The following is a 24367-nucleotide window of genomic DNA, read 5'->3' on the forward strand; positions in this document are numbered from 1 at the left end:
AAATTATTAATTGAACAAGTATATAATCTATTATTTATGACAAGAACACGACAAGTATTCGCTATTATTTTAATGAGCTGTTTTTTATTGACATCCTGTAACGAGGCAAAAGACAAAAAAAATGAAACCACGGTTGTTGAACCTGAAGTAACATCTGAAGAAATGAAAAAAGAAGAAAAAGAACTATTAAGACATATGGTCATTTTTAAATTTAAGGATGATGCTAGCGAGGAAGCTGTTGCCAGGCTCAACGATAGTTTCAATGATTTGCCGAACCACATACCGGTCATCAAAGATTTTGAGTGGGGCTTAAACGATAGCCCGGAGAATTTTCACCAAGATTTTACACACTGTTATATGATAACTTTTCATTCAGAAAAGGACAGGGACAGTGTGTATACACCGCACCCCAAACACCAAGAATTTGTAGCCAGCCTGCAACCTCATCTAGAAAAGGTATTTGTAGTAGATTATTGGGCGAAATAAGTTTTCAATCGGTCCGGACGGGATTTCGGCAGGCTTTTTCCGGTAATTCATTCTTTTGCAGAACAATAAGTCTTATTTTTGCGCCCTTAAAATAAGCAGCGTGCGTAAGTATCTTAATTTATTCGATTTCAAGCAAAAAGTAGATTACAAGACTGAAATTCTTTCCGGATTAACCGTTGCTTTGGCATTGGTACCAGAGGCTATCGCTTTTGCATTGATTCCTGGATTTTCTCCATTAACGGGACTTTATGCCGCATTTATATTGGCTTTGGTCACCTCTATTTTGGGTGGCCGCCCCGGAATGATATCCGGTGCAACAGGAGCGGTGGCGGTAATCTTTGTAGGATTAATACTGGAACTAAAACGTAATTTTCCGGGAATTGAACCGGACACCATTCTAAACTATGTATTTGCAACCGTAATTATTGCGGGAATCCTGCAGATTTTGGCGGGAGTTTTACGACTAGGGAAATTTATTCGTTTGGTACCGCATCCGGTTATGTTCGGCTTTGTAAACGGTCTGGCCATCATCATCTTTATGGCGCAGTTCCCTAATTTTTATGTAAAAGGGACGGAAACCCTTTTAAGCGGTAGTTCACTGTACATTATGCTCGGCTTAACCTTGGTAACCATGTTGATTATTTGGGGTCTTCCAAAACTGACCAAAGCGGTACCCTCCTCCTTAGTGGCTATCGTCGTAGTATCTGCAATCGTAATCGGTTTTGGCGTAGATACCTTAACCGTGGCCGATACCATGCGCGAAGGAGAGAGTATTAAAGGTGGTTTTCCACCACTGTCCATTCCACAATTACCATTTACACTAGAGACATTTAAGATTATTATCCCTTATGCAGCCATTGTAGCAGGTGTAGGTCTAATAGAAAGTTTGTTGACCCTTAATATTATCGACGAAATTACGGAGACCCGTGGTAGTGGCAATAAAGAGTGTGTAGCGCAGGGAACCGCGAATATCCTTTCTGGATTTCTATCGGGAATGGGTGGCTGCGCCATGATCGGACAAAGTTTGATCAACACTTCATCTGGCGCGCGGGCAAGACTCTCAGGAATTACGGCCGCTGTAATGCTATTGGTATTCATTATGTTCGGTTCTAGTCTCATAGAGCGTTTGCCCATGGCAGCGTTAGTAGGTCTTATGTTCATGGTGGCCATCGGTACTTTTGAATGGGCAAGTTTTAAGACCTTTCGTAAAATGCCCAACTCCGATGTGGTAGTAATGGTCTTGGTAACCTTGATTACGGCAATTACTCACAATTTAGCGGTAGCGGTATTATTGGGAGTAATTATTTCTGCCCTTGCCTATTCTTGGGAGAATGCCAAGCGCATTAGAGCTAGAAAGCGTGTGGATGAAAATGGCGTTAAACATTATGAAATTTATGGCCCTTTGTTCTTTGGGTCTACGACCTTATTTGCGGAGAAGTTCGATGTGCAAAATGATCCTGATGAGGTAATTATCGATTTTCAAGAAAGTCGTGTTGCGGACATGTCGGGCATCGAGGCCTTGAACAAGATTACGGAGCGTTACGCAAAGGCCGGCAAAAAAGTACATCTAAGACATTTGAGCAAGGACTGTATACAGCTTTTGGCAGATGCAGAGGATATCATTGATGTGAACGTCATGGAAGACCCCACTTATAAGGTAGCGGTAGATAAGGTGGCCAAGAAAAAAGACAATGAAGGGGATAACCCCTTTAAAATTTGGGGATTGTAGATTATCCTTTAACTCGTCCAGAACTGGACCAATAACCAAAGGATTCCTATAGCGCCCACTAAAGCCAAAGCATAACGGCCTAATTCATGAAGCCGTTCTTTTTTGGCCGCTGCAATAATCTTATCTCTAATAACCTTTTGTTGAAAAGGGGTCAACTCCTTAAAGTGAAGTTGGGTGTCTCCCGTATAACCTGCGTACGACTCCCTTATTTCTTTAAAACTACGGCGCTTATGTAATAAAGTCCTATTGGCCTTCACCGTTTTCATTGCATGCGTTGCAAAACCTCCTCCTCCCATAATCCCTGTCTTTATATATGGGTAGATAAATCAACAGAAATGTTACAGTTTAGGACGTTGATTACGCTTTAACATGCTCCAGTGCTAGGGTCGCAACTTTCTCCCTCGTTTAATATTTGAAGCGGAGCAACTTGGGCAAAAGCATCTAGGAACACACTTTTGGGCTGGGCACCGCTGATACCGTATTTATCGTTAATGATAAAGAAAGGCACTCCAGTTACACCACGTTGCTGGTAATGTGCAATTTCCTGTTTTACAGCGTAAGCAATAGTATCATCGGAAAGAATACTTGTAGTTTTTTCAGCTTCCCAACCAAATTCGCTCATGATTTCTATTAAAATCTCAGCTTGGTTAAGGTGAAGGTTTTCATCAAAATAAGCTTTTAAGAATCGCTCTTTAAGGGCATCCTTAAATCCTTCTTCTCCCGCTACATGTAATAATTGATGCAAAGGCAAGGTATTTACCGCAAGCCATTTATCCCCAAAATTAAAGGTAATGCCTTCTTCGGCACCAACCTCGGTTAGGCGGTCCGTCATCCCTTGTACCCGTTCCAAATCTCCGAATTTATTGGTAAGGTAGGTAACTCTGTCCAGACCTTCGGCAGGTATGGTAGGGTCTAACTGGAAAGGATGCCATGCTATCTCAACAGGAACACCTTTCCATTCCTTTAGCGCGGCTTCTAATCGTCGTTTACCCACATAACACCAAGGACAGGCCACATCGGATACGATATCTATTTTTATCTTTTCTTCTTGCATAGCAATAGGGTCTTTATATGAAGTTGTATTGGTCGGTTCTTGTTATAAGAACTTACGGGCATGGGTATCCGCACCACCACTTATTGTCGGGCAACATAGCCCTAATCTACGAATACCAAATATTCTATTCGAAAATCCGTATTGTCCGGTCTTGTGATTTCCACAGAATACCCAAAACCTTCTGCCCTATAGCTGTATACTATTTTGGTCAGGGTATTGTTCGTTCGGGTGATGCCCATATCACTGGACCATACCTCCTCTGGTTTGTTCGGTTCTTCCAATAATTCTTTATCCGGTCCTTTGGGATTGGGAAAGCCAAGTGATTTGGGTAACTCATAGATACCCGCTACCAAGTAAAAGGCTTCATGCCAATTAGTAACAGGCAGGGTATACGTATCAATAGCACCCTCATGAAAATCAGGGTCCGTAGGTCTACTTTCAAAGTGTATGTCGGGGAACGTTTCTTTCAGGTTTAGGATGTATGCCTCGGTACTTTCGTCAGCTGAACGCAACCGTATAGGGGAGAGGTAACCACTAAAGGCATAACCTACCAGCCCGTCATAACCAAGTTTCAACATCTTACCTTTTATGTGTTCTACTTCTAGAATTTTGGGTCCACCTTTTTCTAAGAGCACTACTTCACTACCTAAGGGCATGGTCGTCAGTTTTTCACTTTCCAAGGAAGCCTCCTTACGCAGACTTAATCCGTTCGGTGCTATAACATATCTCTTTTGATCCTTAAAGTCCTTTGTAATAGCTGTTTTCGCTGTTGCTACACTATCTTTTACAGCTACATTGTTTTGTGATGTAGCATTGTCTTTACAGGAACACAGTCCTATAAAAAGGAGTGCGAATAAAAATATTCTTGAGCTTGTTGTCATGGTAAGTAATTTTTTAAGGTTTAATTTAGGGTATTCGCACTACAAAATACAAACCTACTTATTTAGATTCCAATAAATAATGGGTCGCAATGAAGAACAGGGAGATAGCCTCTCCCCAGAACAGGCTAAAAAGCCCAATGAAATCTAGCGCTAGAACTAGAGGTAATACCACTGCTACTGCCAGAACATAACGTGTCCACTCCTTCTTATCATTGGATACAAATGCAGTAATTATTGCCGAGCCCAAAAAGAATAGGATAGCAAAGGTATAGTGCCAGATGGGATGGTCCAGATGTGGAAAATAAATCACCCCGAACAAGGAAATGCCTAAGATAATATTATAACCTTTTCCTACTTTTTTAATTGTTTGTTGCGTTGCATGTTGTGGCTGTAAATGAATTGCTCCGTTAAAGATGAACATGGCACCAGCTAGCGCCAGAAGACTTCCGTACCAGTAACTATGTCGCATATACACATAGTTGCTAATACTGTCCCTAAGGTTAGGGCCGTCATCAGCGAGCCAAAGGACGAACGGGGTAAGCACCAAAATACAGGCAATAATGCGCTCCGCCTTCACTTTAGGTTCTATGACGTGATATATTTTTTCAGTTTTTACCTTAATATTCTGAAGCATTTGCATGACCAATCGATTTTCAATTTTCTATAGTCTTAAAATAGCAAGAAAAATACGGTTAGGATAATTTTTAGTGCTTCTTAGCTTGGGAAGGCCAAGTATGCTGCGGGAAAACCATGCTAACCCGTTCTCATGTATAGGGTTTTGTTTTGGCCGAAGGGATGCCTAACTTTCAGGGAAATCGTCTAAAAAGCATTGCGTTATGAAAAAAGTGTTCACCATGCTCACCGTACTCCTTGTAATGACCCATGGGCTCATGGCACAAGATGAAAATACCAAAGTGGTGTTAATCACCTTAGACGGACTGCGTTGGCAGGAGCTTTTTAGGGGTGCCGATTCACTTCTGCTTACAAATACGGATTATGTAAGCGATACTACAAATTTAAAAGAACAATTTTGGCGAGAGGATGCGGAGGAACGTAGGGAAGCTCTTTTCCCTTTTTTATGGTCTTATGCTGTTAAAACCGGACAGCTACACGGCAATAGAACATTAGGGAGTAAAATGAACCTGAGCAATACACTGTGGTTCAGTTATCCGGGATATAACGAAATCCTATCTGGAGCTGCGGATGATGTGCGCATTACCAGTAATGACAAAATGCCCAATCCCAACAAGACGGTATTGGAAATTGCGAACAGCACTACAAAGTATCGTGATAAAGTTGCTGCTTTTGCCAGTTGGGACGTGTTTCCGTATATCGTAAACGAGGTGCGTTCCGGGGTGCCGGTTAATGCGGGGTTTGATTTGGCGGAGGATAATGACCTTACGGAACGGGAAAAATTCCTGAATCAGTTACAACCAAAAGTGCCTAGTCCATGGGCAACCGTTCGGTTAGATGCTTTTACGCATTATTATGCCATGGAATATATGAAAAAGAACCATCCGGAATTGGTGTATATCGCCTATGGTGAAACCGATGATTTTGCACATGACGGTGATTATGCCGCCTACCTGAACGCGGCTCATAATACCGATAGCTTGTTGGCGGAATTATGGGAAGGCACACAGGCCGACCCATTTTACAAGGATAATACGCTCTTTTTGATTACCACGGACCATGGGCGGGGCACGCAACCGTTAGAAACTTGGAAAGGGCATGGTGCTTCCGTTACCGGTGCTGGCGAAGTTTGGCTCATTGCCTTTGGTAAAGGGGTAGCTGCCAAAGGCGAAGTTTCTGTGGACGAACAGTGGTATAGCCACCAAGTGGCACCTACTATTTTAAAGGCCTTGCACTTAAGAGGTGGTATGGAACAAATGCAAGGTAAGCCCTTTGTCTTGGACTAGCTGCTCTCCCGAAGCCTCGGGAACAAATTTGCTTCGTTTCTGGGAAATTCACTCGAAGTGACATCTCGTTTTCTTTTTGTCAGTTCGAGTGGCTCCCTGGAAGTGGCGTTGTATCGAGAACCCTTCGACTCCGCTCAGTGACCGTTCACAAAATTCACTCCAAGTGACATCTCGTTTTTTCATTTTGTTAGTTCGTGTGGCGTCCTGGAAGCCTCGGGAACTAATTTTGTTCGTTCACTTCGACTCCGCTCAGTGACCGCTCGGAAAATTCACTCGAAGTGATACTTAGGTTTCGAGTGCTATTACGTTTTTTCTTTTTTGTCAATTCGCGTGATTTGCTGAAAAGCAAATAGTATCGAGAACGCATCGGTACACGAAAGCTTCTCGATACATTTTGCAGCTTTCTGTCGTACGCTCCAAAACACTCGAAGTGACATCCCGTTTTTCTTTTTTGTCAGTTCGAGTGGCGTCCTGGAAGAGACGTTGTATCGAGAACCCTTCGACTCCGCTTAGGGCATCGCCCTTTAGAACATGAAACACAACCTACACTAGACGTTCATGCTACAATAACTACCTTTGTTATTGATGAAAAAACGGAAATTTACTTTTAGTGACGCACTATTTGTAATCTTTATAGGGCTGTTGCTTTTTCCACAAACCCGAACGCCCATTCAGGTAGCTTTGAACAAAGTGCGTGTAGCCATATTTTCCCCTAGTGTGATGGATGGAGAAGAACGCACCCAACTACAACCGTTTAAATATGAAGTGTTAACGCTGAACGGCAAGCGGCAATCCGTTCCGGTAGGCAATGGAAAAATCACTTTTATCAGCTATTGGGCCACGTGGTGTCCACCCTGCATAGCCGAATTGCCAAGTATACAGAAGTTATACGCCGATTACGGGGAAGAGGTCACGTTTTTATTACTCACCAATGAAAAGCCCGGGACCGTACAACGATTTTTGGAAAAGAAGGCTTTGGACCTACCTGTTTTTATCCCTCAAATGAAGACCCCAGAAGCCTTAAATGAAACTAGTATTCCTACGAGTTATGTGTTGGACCAAAAAGGTAAAATCATCATCAAGGAAACTGGTGCGGCCGACTGGAACAGCAAACGGGTACGGCAGCTCCTTGAAGGTCTGTTACAAAAATAGCGCTCACTATAAAGCGCTCACTTCACTTATTGATGTTTTTGCACTCGATTAATTGCCATTGACAACATATTGTAGGAATTTACTTATAAATGATGCATTTTTGAAATAGTCTAAAAAGTACCGTTTCATCTAAAAAAATTATGCTATGAAGGAATTCTCTAAACGTCGGGTAAGACTCGTATTTATACTTTCTCTTTTAACCACGGTCATTTCGGCGCTATGGTTCTTTTTAGCTAAAAGCTTGGATTTACACGAGTTGAGCCTTTATATTGGGGCAACCGTACCATTTTTTATAACTGCTGCAATCATCTCTAAGGTCGGTAACCTCACCCTCGCGCGTTTTATTTATCTCATAGCTTTCAATATCAGCGTTGCCATTACTTCTTCTTTTATTGGAAAGGCGGGTAGTGTTGAATTTATATTGATGTTTGCCATGGCCTTGCCTTTTGTCTTCTTCTCGTTCAGACGTGAAAAAAGCTATATCGTCATTTTCCCGGCCTTATCCATGACACTTTGGTTCCTGCTTTATCTTACGGATTTTAATTTGTTTACCGTCACAAAGATGGATACCTCACTTGCGGACAAGTATATTTATCCCGTATCCCTTTTCACTACTGCGGTTCTAGTCACCTATCAATTGATATTTTTCTGTTTGATTAACGCCCGTTTTTATTCCAACATACAAGAGCAACGGGAAGATGCCATTGAAGCTTCCAATGCCAAGTCCCAATTTTTGAGTATGATGAGTCATGAAATCCGAACGCCCATGAATGCCATTATAGGACTCTCCCACATTCTGGGTGATACCAATCCTAGACCAGACCAAGTAGAAAATATAGAAGCATTAAATTACTCTGGAAAAATACTTTTGAATTTACTGAACAATGTGCTGGATTACAGTAAGATGGAAACTAGGGGTGTGGAACTGGACGCTATTCCCACGAATGTTATGACGGCGGTAAAACAGATAAAAAAGATTCATGAGCCGGGTTGTTTAAGTAAAGGAATCACGTTTAACTTAGAGGTAGACGAAGAACTTCCCACGGTGCATTTAGATATTGTACGTTTGAATCAGGTGATCAATAACTTGGTCACCAATGCTATAAAGTTCACGAAGACAGGAAGTGTCACCCTAAGAATTTCAAAACAAGAAGACCGTGACGGACATGTTTGTATGCGTACCGAAATTATAGATACAGGTATTGGGATTACTAAAGAACAACAGGAGAACATATGGCAGCCATTCACCCAGGCCTCAGTGAGTACAAATCGTTTATACGGCGGCACCGGACTTGGTCTTCCTATAGTAAAAGCCGTAGTAGAAGCTATGGGATCTACCGTACAAATTGAAAGTGAATTAGATAAAGGCAGTCGGTTTTACTTTGATTTAGAACTAAAAGCAATCGCTAAAGAATCGCAAAACCACAGTAGCGGAAAAAAAGAGCGCAATCTAAACGGCAGAAGAATACTGCTTGTGGAAGACAACAAAATAAACATCATGGTCGGCAAGCAGATATTGGAAAAGGCCAACTTGGTGGTAGATGTGGCCTATGATGGCCTAATGGCGGTAAACATGGTCAAAAAGAACGACTACTGCGCCGTACTTATGGATATTCAAATGCCGGTAATGGATGGGTATACCTCTTCGATGGAAATAAGAAAATTCAATACGGAATTACCAATTTTGGCCTTGTCCGCATCGGTGTTTATTGAGGTAAAGAGTAAGATAGAGAAGAGTGGTATGAACGGCTTTATCTTTAAACCTTTTGACCCGGAAGACCTTTATAATAGAATCGAAGAAGTGATGGATATACCGCTAGCTTCGTAGTTTTATGATCATCCAGCAAAGTAGAGTGTAGCCTCCAATAATTACTTTTCGGCACTTCGGCACATACCCAGCCCATTTTAATCGTAGGGAATACGGTCACGAATGGTCCCGTCTGCCCTGTGGATAATAACATCGGCCTCGTGTTTTCTGGCAATGGTTTTGGCTTTGTTAATGGCCGTGCTTTGTTTGCGGTGTTTGGAGGTGATTCTTTTGTTGCCCTCACGCCGTACCGCCCAGTCGTCCTCATAAGGCACTACATGTTGGTGCCAAGTTCTTTTCCTATTGCCCTCTCGCGAGCTCTTAAAAAATACGTCTACCAGTTCTATTAAAATGGTAATCCAAGATTTGGAGCTGCTGTTTTTAGTCATAGCGGAGGTTATTTTTCTGATAGGCAAGATACTTTATTTGAGATTATTTGATTGGCCTTGTTGTCAGTTCGAGTGGCGCCCTGGAAGTGGCGTTGTATCGAGAACCCTTCGACTCCGCTCAGTGACCGTTCACAAAACCCACTCGAAGTGACATCTCATTTTTCTTTTTGTCAGTTCGAGTGATTTGATGGCTGAGCGTAGTCGAAGCCAACAAATAGTATCGAGAACGCATCGGTACATGAAAGCTTCTCTCCCGAAGCGTCGGGAACATTTTGCAGCTTTCTGTCGTACGCTTCAAAACACTCGAAGTGACATCTCATTTTTCTTTTTGTCAGTTCGAGTGATTTGATGGCTGAGCGTAGTCGAAGCCAACAAATAGTATCGAGAACGCATCGGTACATGAAAGCTTCTCGATACATTTTGCAGCTTTCTGTCGTACGCTTCAAAACACTCGAAGTGACATCTCGTTTTTTCATTTTATCAGTTCGAGTGGCGCCCTGTAAGTGGCGTTGTATCGAGAACGCACAGGAACACGAAAGCTTCTCTCCCGAGGCGTCGGGAACATTTTCACTTCTGCTATCGCTCATTGAAAACACTCGAAGTGATACTTGAGTTTCAAGTGCTAAATAGAACCCATTGGCAAATGTCCCATGAATAGCTTAAATTGTAAAAGCCCATTAGGGTCGCAGTATCACAGTTCCCCCGAATATGATGAAAAGCTAGTGCTAATGGGCTGGCTTAATTGCTCACACAAAGTAAAGCAGCACAACTTATTTAGAAAATACCTAGAAATGGGGATATTCTAAAGCACTTTTAAAACCAATATTTGAACCAAACCAAAAACTATGTAATTATGAAAAAAAGGTACAGGCTAAGAAAAAAAGACGGTAATTACTTCAGTGGTTCGGCAAAAACAATTTTTTTGAAAATACCGGTCACCTCTGAAACCTTAAAATTTGAAGAACCAGTGGTTAATATTTCAACTTCTTTAATGAATGCAGTTTTAGTTAAGCTTATTGGTGATGAGAGTCCAACACTTCCACAACCGGTCGTGAAAGAAATTAGTATCAAATTTAAATCAGAGGATATAAAATTGATTCCTAAAAACCTAAAAAGGGATGGGTTCTTGGTTGTAGCCATTTATAACGATTCCAATCAACTAGATACGGAAACCATTGAAATTTTCAAGCAAATAATAATAGATTCGGAATCAGATTATATCGAAGCAGTAAGTAGGTTGAGACAAAAATTTGAAGTCAAAATTAAAAAACCGAAAGAAAATGACGGTGATGTTATAGGGGGAAATGCGTAATCAATTGATTTTTCTATACGGAATCCTTTTTTTGAGCGGATTGTCAATATTCGCTCAAGAAGAGGATTCTCTTTTAATGGATATTAAGCTTTTAAATGAATCTGGGCAGTATAGGCAAACGTTACGACTACATCTGAATAGAAATACACAAAATGCTGATTATTATATTTTGATTGGAAAAGCTTTTGAAGGTTTAAACCAAGAAGATTCAGCATTTCATTATTATAAATTAGCCAAGAATAATTTTCAGAAAAATAATAAATTCAGAGAAGTAGCCCTTTTAAATCTAGAAATTGCGAGCGTTTTAGAAAGTCAAAATAATTTAAAAGAAAACACGCAGTATTTCGATGAATTTTGGGATTATGCAATTGAGACAAATGACACTAATTTATTAGCACAAGGGTATAACTATAAGGGTCGGGTTTCTTTTCTTAATGAAGACGCTTTTGTACCAAAGAATTATTTTGAAAAGGCTTTCGAGTTGTTTAAGAATAATGGTAATTCAAAGATGGCTATCAATAATCTTATGAATATCGGAGTCGTTTATTCTAATCGCCTAAAGAAAAACGATAGTGCTCGGGTCTATTATTTCAAAGCTATAGAGTTATTAAAAAAGGATGGGCAACATTTACAAAACACGAATCAATTTCATGATTTATTAAATAATATTGGCAATAGTTATCGCAGAGATAAAAACTATTCCAAAGCACTTGAATTTTATAAACAGGCCGAAACTCTTCAGGTAAAAAAATATCATGCTAAGACAAAAAAAATCTTGTTTAGTAATATGGATGCCACATATTACCACCTAGGCGATTTTGAGAAAGCTTATGATTATTTGTACAAATATGATTCTATTAAAGACGTCATCAACCTTGTAAATCAAAATACTACAATCTCCGATATTCAAGAAAAGTACGATAATGAAAAATTACGGGCTGATAATCTAGTTATTGAAAAGAAAAGAATTCAAAATCGCAACTGGCTTATCGCGGCGAGCTTAGCTTTACTCTTTGGGGCTGGTATTGCCATCCTCCTTCAAAAGAATACCACCAAAAAACGCCAATTGGCAGAGCAGGAAGCCCTGTTGAAGCAGGAACGAGTAGACAACCTGTTGAAAGAACAGGAGTTGGTCAGTATTGATGCGATGATTGAAGGGCAAGAAAAGGAACGCCAACGGGTAGCGAACGAACTCCATGACGATTTGGGCAGCCTCATGGCCACAATAAAGCTCCATTTTGACAATTCCAAAACGAGCAAAAAAGACCCCAGTTTACAAAATGCCGAAAAGCTTTTGGAAGAAGCCTACCAAAAAGTTCGGGGCATGGCCCATAGTAAAAATTCCGGTGTTATGAGCAGTCAAGGGCTTTTGCCCACCATTAAAAAAATGGCTCAGGTGATTACAGAAACCAATGCGCTTCAAGTAACAGTAGAAGATTTTGGAATGGGTGAACGTTTGGAAAATTCCTTGGAGCTCAACCTGTTTCGTATGGTACAAGAACTGGTGGCCAATGTCATTAAACATGCCGATGCCAGTACCGTAAGCATACAGCTAACCCAGCACGAGGATAACCTTAATATCATCATAGAAGATAATGGCAAGGGCTTTGACCGTTCTAAAATAGATACGGGCAAAACAGGCATGGGCCTCACCACTATAGAAAAACGTGTAGAACATTTAGAAGGCAACTTTACCGTAGATAGCATCTTGGGCAAAGGCACTTCCATTTTAATAGATATTCCCGTATGATTACCGTAGCCATAGCCGAAGACCACCAAGCCCTTATAGACGGCATAAAATCCTATGTAAAGTATGAGGATGACATTACCGTCATTGGTCATGCGAACAATGGAGAGGAATTGCTCGCGCTCGTACGCGCAAGGCGACCCAAAATAGTGCTTTGCGATATTCGTATGCCTATTTTAGATGGTATAGAAGCCACGAAAATCATCCTAAAAGAACAACCCGAAACAAAGGTCGTAGCTTTTACCATGTTCGACCAAGAAGAAGCTGTACAACAAATGTTGGCCGCTGGGGCGCAAGGCTATTTACTCAAGAATAGCAGCTTGGACGTGGTGTTGGAAGCCATACGCTCTGTTGCTAGTGGCAAAACCTATTACGATAAAAAAATACACCTACCGGCGACCGAAAAGAATAGCTCTAAAAGTGTGCTCTCCTCTAGGGAACGACAGATACTACAACTCATTGCCAAGGGCAAAACCAGTCACCAAATTGCGGACCAACTTTTTATTGGTAAAAGCACCGTGGATACCCATCGTAAAAATATGATACGTAAACTGGGCCTAAGCGGTGCTGGTGAGCTACTGCGCTATGCTGTGGAGCGGAAGTATGAGTTTTAGTACCCCCATTGTCAGTTCTAGTGGCGTCCTGGAAGAGACGTTGTATCGAGAACGCACTGGAACACGAATACTTCTCGATACTAATTTCCTTCGTACCTCGGAAATTCACTCGAAGTGACATCTCGTTTTTTCTTTTTTTCAGTTCGAGTGGCGTCCTGGAAGAGACGTTGTATCGAGAACCCTTCGACTCCGCTCAGTGACCACTCACAAAATTCACTCGAAGTGACATCTCGTTTTTCTTTTTGTCAGTTCTAGTGGCGTCCTGGAAGAGACGTTGTATCGAGAACCCTTCGACTATGCTCAGGGCATCGCGCTTTGGAACACCTATGCTTCTCGATACATTTTCACTTCTGCTATCGCTTCATTGAAAACACTCGAAGTGACAAGTGAGCTTCGAGTACTATAACGTTTTTATTTCTATTATGTCAGTTCGAGTGGCGTCCTGGAAGAGACGTTGTATCGAGAACGCACTGGAACACGAATACTTCTCGATACTAATTTCCTTCGTACCTCGGAAATTCACTCGAAGTGACATTTGGATTTTATCAATATATACGTTTAGTCAGTTCGAGTGGCGTCCTGCAAGTGGCGTTGTATCGAGAATCCTTCGACTCCACTCAGGGCATCGCCCTTTGGAACTAATTTGGTTCGTTCACTTCGACTCCGCTCAGTGACCGTTCATCAAACCCACTCGAAGTGACATCTCGTTTTTCTTTTTTGTCAGTTCGAGTGGCGTCCTGGAAGAGACGTTGTATCGAGAACGCACAGGAACGCGAAAGCTTCTTGATACATTTTCACTTCTGCTATGGCCTCATTGAATACACCCGAAGTGACAACGGGTTTTTGTGTGCTATTACATTTTTATTCCTAATGTGTCAGTTCGAGTGGCGCCCTGAGAGTGACGTTGTATCGAGAACGCACAGGAACACGAAAGCATCTCGATACATTTTCACTTCTGCTATCGCTCATTGAAAACACTCGAAGTGACAAGTGAGCTTCGAGTACTATAAGGTTTTTATTTCTATAATGTCAGTTCGAGTGGCGTCCTGCAAGTGGCGTTGTATCGAGAATCCTTCGACTCCGCTCAGGGCATCGCGCTTTGGAACACCTATGCTTCTCGATACATTTTCACTTCTGCTATCGCTCATTGAAAACACTCGAAGTGACAAGTGAGCTTCGAGTACTATAAGGTTTTTATTTCTATAATGTCAGTTCGAGTGGCGTCCTGGAAGAGACGTTGTATCGAGAACGCACTGAAACACGAATACTTCTCTTCCGAAGCGTTTGGAGCTTTTTTTAATTTTTATTTGCAAGAATCTTGTTTGCAGTCTTTTACCTGAAAATACCTATTAGTGGGGATTTTTTCACCTCATATCCTAATCTATTTTGCAAATATTAATTCGTACTAAATGAAAATTAGACTCAGCCTTATAGTAATACTAACATGCACATTTCTTAAAGCCCAAAAAACAAATGTGTTGGTTTGGGACGCCAAGGTGCCTTCAGAAAAATCACTCTATATTGAAGTTAACTGTAGCACAATTAATGAAGAGCAAAGAATAGTCCTGGAGGATACAGAAAATATGTGTTGGAAAAAAACTAAAAAACTTAGAATTAAGTCAAATGAACTGTTGGCAGTAAAAATATTAAATGCCAATCCTTACAAATACAATTATAGCATTGATGGAAATTTAATAGATTTTTTTAATAATTCTCAAGAGAAATTTCTAGCTCAGTTTGATAAAATTCAAGGAATAATTGAAAACAAAACTAACTCAAGCACGACAAAACCTCCAACTGATTCTGTTGGTCCAGCAAACACGAATGAAGAAGAAAAAGAAGTGAACAAACTTCTAAGTAATTTAAATGAAAGGACAAATAACAATTCGGATAAGAACTTACCCTTAAATGAAACTGATGATAATAGTTCTACAGATTTAGAAATTGAGCTTAGTAAGAAAATTACAATACAAAATGCATTGATTAAAGAACAAGAGATTATTATCAGAAAATTAAGAACCAATGAAAAAAAACTTTTAGATACAATAGAAAAACGAAACAAAGAATTGAAAGATTTAGTCTCGGAACGTGACAGTTTAATAAAAGAATTAGAAAAAAAGAAAAAGTTTAGCGAAATCAAAAGAAAGCTTAATGAAAAAATAATAGCTATCCAGAAACTAAATACTGAGTTGGACACTTTTTTAATAAAGATTAAGAATGAAGATTTTCTTAGCCCTAAAAACTTCGATGCCGATAGAAAAAAATATAAAAAAAGTGCTGATTCCATTAGTTCTGAACTAAGAACTATCTTAATTGAATACGAAGGTGAATTATCGAAAGAAAGTGCAGAGAAAGTAAATACCATAATAAAAGAAAGTTATAACCCACTTTTAAAGATTGTCAATGATGAAATAACTGTTTTATTTGGAATGCAGCTTGAAAATTACCTAGAGCCAATAGAAATTGATGGAGAAAACATTGATGTAATTCAAGTAGAAATTACCCGAACACCTAGAGTTGGTGCTGCTTTGAAAACTGAAAAGTTTGATTATAAGGTTTGGATTTATGGCGGATTTAAATTTGATGTTAGTGCGGGCATTTTCTTTTCTAGTCTTGAAAATAGGGAATTCACATTTGCTTCTAATCCAATACCAGAATCTGTGGACACGGCTCAACCAGATATGCCAGATGATTCTCAAGACCAAACTACAACAGACGCCGAAGGTAAAGCCATTTTACCAAAGAATTTAGGTGGATGGGAATATGGATTCGGCACGCTATTGAATCTCTCTTACCGAACGGGAACTTGGGTTAAACCTACATTTAGTTTTGGAGCGATGCTGACTGATGATACAAAATTTCAATTTTTAATAGGAGGAGGAGGTATTTTTGGTAAAAAAGAACGAATTATTCTTCATGGGGGTCTTGCCTTAGGTAGAGTTACGCGCTTACAATCAGGAATTATAGCCGATGGCGAAACACTATACGCTTTTGAAACAGAGGGAAGTATACCAACTGAAGAAGAATTTCATTCTAGCTTCTTTTTCGGTATTACTTATAATTTAGGAAAAGTTAAATCAGTAACCAATTAAATAAAAACTAATGAAAAACACAGCAAGAAATATGTTCATCTTTGGGATAGTCGCTTTTATTCTAGTAACTTTAATTGTACATCGAGCAAAATTTGAAGATGGAGACTTTGCGTTTTGGGTATTTAGGGTATTAATTGCATTGGCCGCTGCATCAATCAGCATTTCTATACCAGGAATGCTCGAAATTAAATATGTTAAGGATAACAATGGCATGCAAATGCTGCAAAACGCTGACGGTGAACCTGAACCTTCTAATTTATTGGAAAAAGAACCGGCGATTACCGCATCTGGGGCAATAGCCGTGTTTGTTTTAGTTTATTTGTTCAACCCTATAGGGTAGTTAATTTTCATTTAAAGTCTCCATAATCTCCTTAAAACTATTCAGTCCAGATTCTATATTTTCAATGATTTCATTCGCTAGAATGTCGGGGTCCGGTAGATTGTCTAAATCTGTTAAACTTTTGTCTTTCAGCCAAAAAATATCTAAGCTGGTCTTGTCTCTCTTAATTATTTCTACGTAACTGTATTTGCGCCATCGTCCTTCTTCGTTTTCTTCGCTCCAAGTCTCTTTACGTTTGTTAATGTTCTTGCCATTATACAACTCGATAAATTCATTTAAGTGCTCTTGACGCATGGGACTTTTCTTTGGCGTATGATGAACATTCGTTCTGTAATCGTAAAACCAAATATCTTTGGTACAAGCTTCTTTTCCACCTTTTTTATTTGTGAAAAATAAAACATTTGCTTTAACTCCTTGGGCGTAAAATATACCTGTAGGTAATCTCAGAATAGTGTGTAATTCTGCGGTTTTCATCAATTGCTTTCGAACCTCCTCGCCAGCTTCACCTTCAAACAAAATATTGTCAGGAAGCACGACTGCTGCCTCACCGTCTATTTTTAACTGCGTCTTTATATGTTGTAAAAAATTTAATTGCTTGTTTGATGTGGTTTCCCAAAAATCTTGACGATTATAGCTTAGGTCTTCTTTAACAATATCACCTTGTTCGTTTGTGAACGTCATACTGCTTTTCTTCCCAAAAGGTGGGTTTGCTAGCACATAATCATAGCGTTCACCATCATCTGCAATTAATGCGTCGTTTGGATTTATGAATGATTCACCATCTATTTCTCCGATATTGTGCAAATACATATTCATTAAACACATTCGACGTGTGTTAGCTACAATCTCATTTCCGTAAAAGGTCTTATTCTTTAAAAACTCCTTTTCTTCTCGATCTAATTTATTGTTTGCTACAATCCAATCGTAAGCTGCCAGGTAAAAACCACCGGTACCACAAGCTGGGTCAACAATAGTTTTCATGGGCTTTGGCTGTACGCAGGCTACCATTGTTTTAATTAATGCTCTTGGGGTGAAGTATTGGCCAGCACCACTTTTGGTGTCTTCTGCATTTTTCTCTAGCAGACCCTCATAGATTTTACCCTTAATATCGGCACCCATAAGCGACCAATCTTCTTTGTCAATTAGATTAATGACTTTAAGTAGTTTGGCGGGGTCCTGTATTTTATTTTGACTCTTGGTGAAAATTTGTCCAAGCGTTCCTTTTTCTGTAGAAAGAGTTCGTAATAATTGGCTGTAAAACGATTCTAATTCTGCACCACGTTTGCTAGATAAGGTCTCCCAATTTGCTATTTCTGCATCTGCAACCTCATTACCTTCAACATCTTTTAACTTCGGAAATTTTAAACCTTTATTATACGGCGGTTTATTTAACTCGTCTGCCATTTTTAAAAATAGCAAGTAGGTAATTTGTTCTAAGTAATCGCCATAACCAACACCATCATCACGAAGTACGTTAGCAAGGTTCCATATTTTAGAAATTATAGTTGAGTCTGTCATGTTATTGGTTTACAATTTTAAGTAGCCTTCGGAAGGCGTATATAGTTGGCCGCCGACCAGACCCTTTTTGAGCAAGGTCTATAATATTATTTTCTACCATTGTATTTAGTAGTCTAGCTACACTACTTCTTGGAATACCAGAATGTTTTTCAAAATTTCGCGATGAAAAAATAGGCTGTACAAACAAAGAATCTAAACAATGTATAGAGAATTGAGAATGTGTACTATTCGCTATTTCTAACTTAACCGTCTCATACAGATTAATGATCTCTCTGGTTTTTGCAATATTTTTTTCAGCTTGTACAATGATGGCATTTAGAAAAAAACGAATCCAATTGGTCCAATTGCCAGTATCTGTAATTTCCTTTAAGGCATCATAGTATTCTGAACGATGACTTTCTAGATAATCACTTAGATAAAAAACAGGTTCCTGAATGATTTCTTTGTGATATAAAAACAAAGGAATTAAAATACGTCCCATTCTACCATTACCATCTAAAAATGGGTGGATAATCTCAAATTGCGCATGAATTACTGCTAGTTGCACCAACACATCCTTATCGTCTATATGAATATATTTTTCCCAATCACCAAGTGCTTCTAACATTGTTGGGACGTTCGGAGGAACAAATCGTGCATTTTCAATCGTAGAACCAGGCGAACCTATAAAATTCTGAATGCGTCTAAAATTACCGGGGTCTTTGCTATCACCTCGTACGCCGCGCATCAAAATAGCATGCATTTCTTTTATCGTGTTCAATGATAAAGGGCGCGTTTTCATGGTATCACGACCTTCTTTTAATGCAATACGGTAGTTTAACACTTCCCAAATATCTCCCTTTAAATGGTCGTCTCCGACTTCATCTGCTTCAAATTCTAAAACTTCTTCTAAGGTTGCTTGTGTCCCTTCTATTTTTGAAGAAAGTACTGCCTCCTGCGTTCGTAAAGGAGCTAGTAGTACATCTGGATTAATAACGGATTGCAACAAACCATCGTAACGGGCTACATAACGGTTTGCCTTACCCATAAGGTCTATGAGTTGTTCCCACTCAATGTTTCTAAGCGGTAATTCTTTGGGTTGGTACGGATTCATATTTGTGTCTTACGCATGCACTACTACTAATTTTGTGTCTCAAATATATGAAAATATGAGATATAAAGGATTTTATGTTTCATCGGTGAGACAGAAAATAATATGAAGATTTAAACTATTAGTGCACCTTATTCATTTTTAAGAATAGCAAATAGGTAATTTGTTCTAAATAATCTCCATAACCAACACCATCATCACGTAGTACGGTTAGCAAGGTTCCATATTTTTGATATTATACTTGAGTCTGTCATTTTTACTTTTGTTTATTCTCTGCTTTAATTTTTTCTAATAAAACAGAAGCAGGTTGATAATCTTTATGTTTTTTACAAGCGGTTATTTCTTCTTCGCTTAACAGTTTGCCTTCAAATGCTTTTTTAAGAATGCTTTGGCGTAAGGCTTGGGCTTTTTCTAAACTTTCTTTTATGCTTTCTTCTATGTTGTCACAAACCGATAGACGACTTTCAATTTCTTGAACAATTTGATGTTGTTCTTGCTTTGAACATAAAGGATAAGGAAGCTCTTTTATTATACCCAAATTTAGAATATCCATTGTTGCTCCGTGAGCTTTTAAACTATATAAACTTTTTAAGAAAGCGCTTTCAAAATAGTATTTGAAAAAGATTGAATCATAAAATTTGTTAAGAGAGATTTTAACCAAGCGAGGATTAATAATTCCGTCTTCACAATCTTTTGGTAAAACCAATACTTTACCAACAGTACCAACTAAAGAAATTAGAATGTCATAAGGTTTTACAGCACAGTTTATTAAAGAATCATATTTTTCTTGATTTACATAATAATAACCAATCTTATGGTTGTTTGCGATTACTTGTTCCTGTCCATAAATCTTATAACCAGATTCTTTGTAAAATTCTTTTTTTAAAGATGAACCAAAAGGGCCAGCTTTCAATGAACTAGCTTCGTGACTTGCAATTTTATCTGCTTTAACCCAATGCCAATATTTATTTAAAGTTGGTAATTTCTCCAATTCGTCATCAGTTAGACTGATTAATTCTTTTATGAATTTTGGTTTTGCAGGTTTTTTATCATTTGCTCCTTCGTTTTTCCAAAGTTTAACTGCATCTTTCCATTTAGATAATTCCTGTTCTTGATATTTTTGTCGCTCTTCTTTTATTTGCTCCAACAATTCATCAGCAGAAGGTAAGCTGGTTTGTTTTTCTCGCCATTCTTTGGTCAATTCTCCCTCAAAAGCCTTTTTTAAAACCGCTTGTCTATAAACAATCAATTGGTCTTGTGCTTTTTTTAGGTCTGCAATACCACTATCTAAACTGCTAAATAATTCTTCTATTTTTTTGACGATTGCTTTTTGTTCAACTAGAGGTGGTAGTGGAAATATTATTGGTTTTATTAAACCGAAACTTATAGCTGGCATTGCTGCACCTTTAATTCTTGAAATTATCATTTGATAAAAAATTGGTGACTTTAAAAAAAAATATAAATAGCGTTTAGAAATGTTTATTTCTGGTATGATTCTAAATATGTTGTTTGCTATAGCTCCTGAAATACCAGAACATACAAATCCAGTTGTAGCACCATATCGTACCATTGAAATATCACCCTTAGCAACAATATTTATGTCATTTGGTTTATCGATGTAACGAGGTTCATCTTTACCTTGAGTAAAATCAATAATTCTTAAAAAACGAACTCTATTTTCAATGTCCTCGGTATATTGTTTTCCTTTCGGCACTTGAACTCCTTGTGAAAATTTACATAATTTTCCTAATTCAATTTCAACCCAATCTTCTCTCATTATGCTGCTAGTACTTCATTGAGTTCGTTAATAATGTCATTCATTTGGTTGCCAAATAATTGATGCATTTTTCCTTTTCCGCCTTTGGCATCAAAAGGTGTATAATCCAAATCGTCCCAAGCGATATGGTAACTGCTCACTACATGGTCTTTTATCATTCGTAACCAATCTAATTGTTCTTTTGTAAAGCGGTTGTGTTGTCCTGCGTTTTGCTTAAAAATCCACGTTTTAAAATTGTTTTCAATGGTTTTATCGTAGGCTTTTAATTCACTATCAATACCACAAGCTCTTCTAATTAAAGATACCAATGCAGTTAATTCGTCTTTAGGCTGTTTGCTCCCTTCGACTCCGCTCAGGGTGACATTTTCGACCTGAGTATAAGCATCCCAAACGAGATGTGGAGTCAATAAAGGTTTATCCATTCGCAATTTCTCCATCACCTCTTTTATCATTTTGAACGTAATGTCTCTGCGGTTATAAGGTTGGTTGTAAAAAATGCTCAAGGCTTTAATTTCGTCTTTGTTGGCTTCTAAATATTCGGTAAAGTCTTTTACAATTTCGTTTGCTTTATCTACAGAGGTGGTTTCCCATTCGCTTTTTGTAACCGTATCTATGTTTACGCTGTCAATAATTTGTTCGTGTTGTTTACGAACATTATCCAAATAACTATTTAATTCTCCATTAAACGTTTTACTTGCTTCTAAAATTAATTGTTCTTGTGCATTCTTTTTTGCGTCTTCAATTAAAGCAGGTGTTTGGTCTTGAACAGGAATTTTGTCAATCTCAATTTGTGCTTTCGTTTCAATTACATCTTGGTCGAAAGCAGTAATTAATGCTGCCGTCATTTGTTTCAAATTCTTACCACCAGAAAATTCCAATAATCTATCTTTTTCCTTTTCTGTAATTTGTTTCTCTAAACGAATTAATCGGTTTGCTAAAGACAAAAACAAATCTTCGTCTGCAACACCCATTGTTACAGCTCCTAATAAATCTTTCATAGGAACAGAAGGTTTACGTTCTAAAGGTCTGCTGTCCGTTTTTTTAGATTTGGTGGCACCAACAGCATCTACAATAACGAAATGTGTTTTGGTTTTGGCTGTTTTTGTTACTAATTGTAAAGAATCACTATTGATAGTTCGTGTTCCACGACCTTTCATTTGTTCAAAATAGTTAATACTTTTTACATCTCGCATAAACAATAAAACCTCTAAAGGTTTTACGTCTGTTCCTGTTGCAATCATATCAACTGTAACTGCAATTCTTGGATAATACGAATTTCTAAAACGATTCAATACCGATTTTGGGTCTTCCTCAATTTTGTAAGTTACTTTTTTACAGAAGTCATTTCCTTCATCAAATTCTTCTCTAATGATTTTTATAATATCGTCTGCGTGACTATCTGTTTTTGCAAACACTAACGTTTTTGGTACTTCGTAATCTCCATTTTCGTCAATACGATTTGGATAAATAGTCGTTTTTAATGCTTTTTTATATTCGCGAATTATATTTCTAATTTGACTTGGATTGACTACTTTTTTATCTAAATCGTTGCGTTTGTACTCGGTGTCTTCATCTTCTTGTTGCCAACGTTTTTTACGAGTTAGTTTATCTCGTCTGTCAACAAACCAACCTGCTTTTATGATTTCACCTTTTTGAGAAATCTCCGTTTCAATCGTATACACATCATAAGGCACATTTACACCATCTGTTACCGATTCTTCGTATGTGTATTGACTAACAACGTTTTCATTAAAAAAACCGAAGGTTCTTTTATCTGGTGTTGCCGTTAAACCAATTAAAAAAGCATCAAAATAATCTAGTACTTGTTTCCATAAATTATAAATGGAACGGTGCGCTTCGTCAATTACGATAAAATCAAATTGCTCAATGGGTACTTTTGGTGTGTACTCAACAGGAACAGCTTTGTTTTTGGACATTTTATTTTGAAGCCATGAGTTTTCATTAGGGTTTTCAAGTTCTGCACTTTCGTCCAGTTCTTCTCCTTTTAGAATAGCGTAGAGGCGTTGTATTGTTGAAATACACACTTGACTATCTGAAGCAATATAACTTGATGATAAACGCTGAACATTGTAAAGTTCTGTGAATTTTCTATTGTCATCATTTGGCTGAAAGGTCATAAACTCTTGCTCTGCTTGTTCGCCAAGGTTTTTGGTGTCAACCAAAAACAAAATACGTTTTGCATCAGCGTGTTTTAGCAAACGATACACAAAAGTTGCTGCTGTAAATGTTTTTCCAGCACCAGTTGCCATTTGAATTAAGGCTTTTGGTCTGTTTTTTTTGAAAGAATGTTCCAAATTATTAATCGCAACAATTTGAGCAGGACGAAGTCCAGTTTCATCTAATGCAGGAATTGACAACAATCTTTCTCGAAGACTTTTTTCTTTTTTTAACCATTCTGCAATTGTTTCTGGTTTATGAAAACTAAAAACATTTCTACCTCTTGGTTTTGGGTCTCGATAATCTGTAAAACGTGTTATTGTTCCTGTGCTTTCATAAACAAAAGGCAAAGGGTCATTATTTAAATATTTTAGTTTTGCGTTGGCATAATTTGAAGATTGTTCCTCAACAACTGTAAGTCTGTGACCTTCGTCCTCACGTTTTGCTTCTATAATTCCGACAGGTTTTCGGTCTACGAACAGAACATAATCGGCAGGTCCAACATCTGTTTGGTATTCACGAACAGCAATTCCCTTTCCAGTAGATAAGTCAACTTTCCTTTTCGACTGAACTAACCATCCAGCTTCACGTAGCATTTCGTCAATTTTATCACGTGCTATTTGTTCTGGATTTTGGTTCAACTTGTAAAATCTTTTGTGGAGGAGTTAATGGTACCACCAAAATAAGGCTTCAACTTCGCATTAAAAAGGGCATTTACGTAATTTTTAAGGATTTCCTTACAAAAAGAGGTTTTAGTTTAAAGTTTGCGTTATTTCAGTTCGAGTGACGCCCTGAAAGAGACGTTGTATCGAGACTTCGGGAGAGAACCCTTTAGTTCACATGAGCTTCTCGATACTAATTTCCTCGTGCCTCGAAAATTCACTCGAAGTGACAATAGGTTTTAGAAGAGAGTTCAGTGACAATAGAGCTATTGAGGACATTGTAATATGTAAGCTTCTCGATACATTTTCACTTCCGCTCAGTGACCACTCACAAAATTCACTCGAAGTGACATCTCGCTTTTCTTTCTGTCTGTTCGAGTGGCGCCTTGTAAGAGGCGTTGTTCCCGAGACTTCGGGAGAGAACCCTTTAGTGCACATGAGCTTCTCGATACTAATTTCCTCGTGCCTCGTAAATTCACTCGAAGTGACAATAGGTTTTAGAAGAGAGTTCAGTGAAAATAGAGCTATTGAGGACATTGTAATATGTAAGCTTCTCGATACCCTTCGACTCCGCTCAGTGACCACTCACAAAATTCACTCGAAGTGACATCTCGTTTTTC

20 protein-coding genes are annotated in these 24367 nt (G+C 38.6%); 10 read left to right on the top strand and 10 right to left on the bottom strand.

Annotated elements, in window-relative coordinates; translation table 11 throughout:
- The first annotated feature begins 36 nt into the window (after positions 1-36).
- Both EJ994_RS14655 and EJ994_RS14660 read left to right on the top strand, forming a co-directional pair.
- On the top strand, positions 37-486 hold the full coding sequence (locus EJ994_RS14655; RefSeq protein ID WP_126593167.1) for a Dabb family protein: 450 nt from the start codon (positions 37-39) through the stop codon (positions 484-486).
- A 100-nt stretch (positions 487-586) separates the two neighbouring features.
- The gene (locus tag EJ994_RS14660) at positions 587-2215 is read left to right on the top strand and encodes a SulP family inorganic anion transporter (RefSeq protein ID WP_126593168.1); all 1629 of its coding nucleotides are present in this window, start codon (positions 587-589) and stop codon (positions 2213-2215) included.
- An 8-nt stretch (positions 2216-2223) separates the two neighbouring features.
- Here EJ994_RS14660 and EJ994_RS14665 read toward each other — a convergent pair whose 3' ends face one another.
- The 4 genes from EJ994_RS14665 to EJ994_RS14680 form a co-directional block, all read right to left on the bottom strand.
- Complete coding sequence (locus tag EJ994_RS14665) at positions 2224-2511, bottom strand: hypothetical protein (protein ID WP_126593169.1); 288 nt, start codon at positions 2509-2511, stop codon at positions 2224-2226.
- A gap of 68 nt (positions 2512-2579) precedes the next feature.
- Positions 2580-3269, bottom strand: a complete 690-nt coding sequence (locus EJ994_RS14670; protein ID WP_126593170.1) for a DsbA family protein — start codon at positions 3267-3269, stop codon at positions 2580-2582.
- 101 nt (positions 3270-3370) lie between these two features.
- Positions 3371-4150, bottom strand: a complete 780-nt coding sequence (locus EJ994_RS14675) for an SH3 domain-containing protein (RefSeq protein ID WP_126593171.1) — start codon at positions 4148-4150, stop codon at positions 3371-3373.
- 58 nt (positions 4151-4208) lie between these two features.
- A complete protein-coding gene (locus EJ994_RS14680) occupies positions 4209-4790 on the bottom strand; it encodes a hypothetical protein (protein WP_126593172.1) in 582 nt (193 codons plus the stop codon).
- Positions 4791-4986: 196 nt separating this feature from the next.
- Between EJ994_RS14680 and EJ994_RS14685 the strand changes: the two genes are divergently transcribed.
- The 3 genes from EJ994_RS14685 to EJ994_RS14695 all read left to right on the top strand — a co-directional run bounded on the left by EJ994_RS14685 (position 4987) and on the right by EJ994_RS14695 (position 9049).
- A complete protein-coding gene (locus EJ994_RS14685) occupies positions 4987-6069 on the top strand; it encodes a phosphoglyceromutase (protein WP_126593173.1) in 1083 nt (360 codons plus the stop codon).
- A gap of 585 nt (positions 6070-6654) precedes the next feature.
- Positions 6655-7221, top strand: a complete 567-nt coding sequence (locus EJ994_RS14690) for a TlpA family protein disulfide reductase (RefSeq protein WP_126593174.1) — start codon at positions 6655-6657, stop codon at positions 7219-7221.
- Positions 7222-7366: 145 nt separating this feature from the next.
- Entirely contained in the window at positions 7367-9049 is a 1683-nt protein-coding gene (locus tag EJ994_RS14695; protein WP_126593175.1) for an ATP-binding protein, read from the top strand.
- Between the two features lie 77 nt (positions 9050-9126).
- Here EJ994_RS14695 and EJ994_RS14700 read toward each other — a convergent pair whose 3' ends face one another.
- Positions 9127-9417 carry a DUF2188 domain-containing protein gene (locus tag EJ994_RS14700; protein ID WP_126593176.1) on the bottom strand — a complete coding sequence of 97 codons (291 nt, stop codon included), beginning with the start codon at positions 9415-9417 and terminating at the stop codon, positions 9127-9129.
- 853 nt (positions 9418-10270) lie between these two features.
- Here EJ994_RS14700 and EJ994_RS14705 point away from each other — a divergent pair.
- The 5 genes from EJ994_RS14705 to EJ994_RS14725 all read left to right on the top strand — a co-directional run bounded on the left by EJ994_RS14705 (position 10271) and on the right by EJ994_RS14725 (position 16522).
- Positions 10271-10729 (top strand): hypothetical protein, encoded by a 459-nt coding sequence (locus EJ994_RS14705; RefSeq protein ID WP_126593177.1) that lies wholly within the window; start codon positions 10271-10273, stop codon positions 10727-10729.
- On the top strand, positions 10722-12479 hold the full coding sequence (locus EJ994_RS14710; RefSeq protein WP_126593178.1) for an ATP-binding protein: 1758 nt from the start codon (positions 10722-10724) through the stop codon (positions 12477-12479). Before EJ994_RS14705 ends, EJ994_RS14710 begins: the two co-directional genes overlap by 8 nt.
- The gene (locus EJ994_RS14715; protein WP_126593179.1) at positions 12476-13090 is read left to right on the top strand and encodes a response regulator; all 615 of its coding nucleotides are present in this window, start codon (positions 12476-12478) and stop codon (positions 13088-13090) included. Before EJ994_RS14710 ends, EJ994_RS14715 begins: the two co-directional genes overlap by 4 nt.
- 1409 nt (positions 13091-14499) lie before the next feature.
- On the top strand, positions 14500-16182 hold the full coding sequence (locus EJ994_RS14720; protein WP_126593180.1) for a hypothetical protein: 1683 nt from the start codon (positions 14500-14502) through the stop codon (positions 16180-16182).
- Positions 16183-16192: 10 nt separating this feature from the next.
- Positions 16193-16522: a hypothetical protein gene (locus tag EJ994_RS14725; RefSeq protein WP_126593181.1), complete on the top strand. Its 330-nt coding sequence runs from the start codon at positions 16193-16195 to the stop codon at positions 16520-16522.
- On the opposite strand, the gene EJ994_RS14730 is transcribed toward EJ994_RS14725, so the two are convergent.
- The 5 genes from EJ994_RS14730 to EJ994_RS14750 all read right to left on the bottom strand — a co-directional run bounded on the left by EJ994_RS14730 (position 16523) and on the right by EJ994_RS14750 (position 23726).
- On the bottom strand, positions 16523-18040 hold the full coding sequence (locus EJ994_RS14730; RefSeq protein ID WP_126593182.1) for a class I SAM-dependent DNA methyltransferase: 1518 nt from the start codon (positions 18038-18040) through the stop codon (positions 16523-16525). It lies immediately after the preceding gene.
- Position 18041: 1 nt separating this feature from the next.
- Complete coding sequence (locus EJ994_RS14735) at positions 18042-19133, bottom strand: Fic family protein (RefSeq protein ID WP_126593183.1); 1092 nt, start codon at positions 19131-19133, stop codon at positions 18042-18044.
- Between the two features lie 118 nt (positions 19134-19251).
- A complete protein-coding gene (locus EJ994_RS17650) occupies positions 19252-19347 on the bottom strand; it encodes a type I restriction-modification system subunit M N-terminal domain-containing protein (RefSeq protein ID WP_241240798.1) in 96 nt (31 codons plus the stop codon).
- Positions 19348-19386: 39 nt separating this feature from the next.
- Entirely contained in the window at positions 19387-20907 is a 1521-nt protein-coding gene (locus EJ994_RS14745) for a restriction endonuclease subunit S (protein ID WP_126593184.1), read from the bottom strand.
- Positions 20907-23726 carry a DEAD/DEAH box helicase family protein gene (locus EJ994_RS14750; RefSeq protein WP_126593185.1) on the bottom strand — a complete coding sequence of 940 codons (2820 nt, stop codon included), beginning with the start codon at positions 23724-23726 and terminating at the stop codon, positions 20907-20909. The genes EJ994_RS14745 and EJ994_RS14750 overlap by 1 nt, the downstream gene beginning before the upstream one ends.
- Between the last annotated feature and the right edge of the window lie 641 nt (positions 23727-24367).

The organism is Maribacter sp. MJ134 (assembly GCF_003970695.1).
Lineage (GTDB): Bacteria > Bacteroidota > Bacteroidia > Flavobacteriales > Flavobacteriaceae > Maribacter.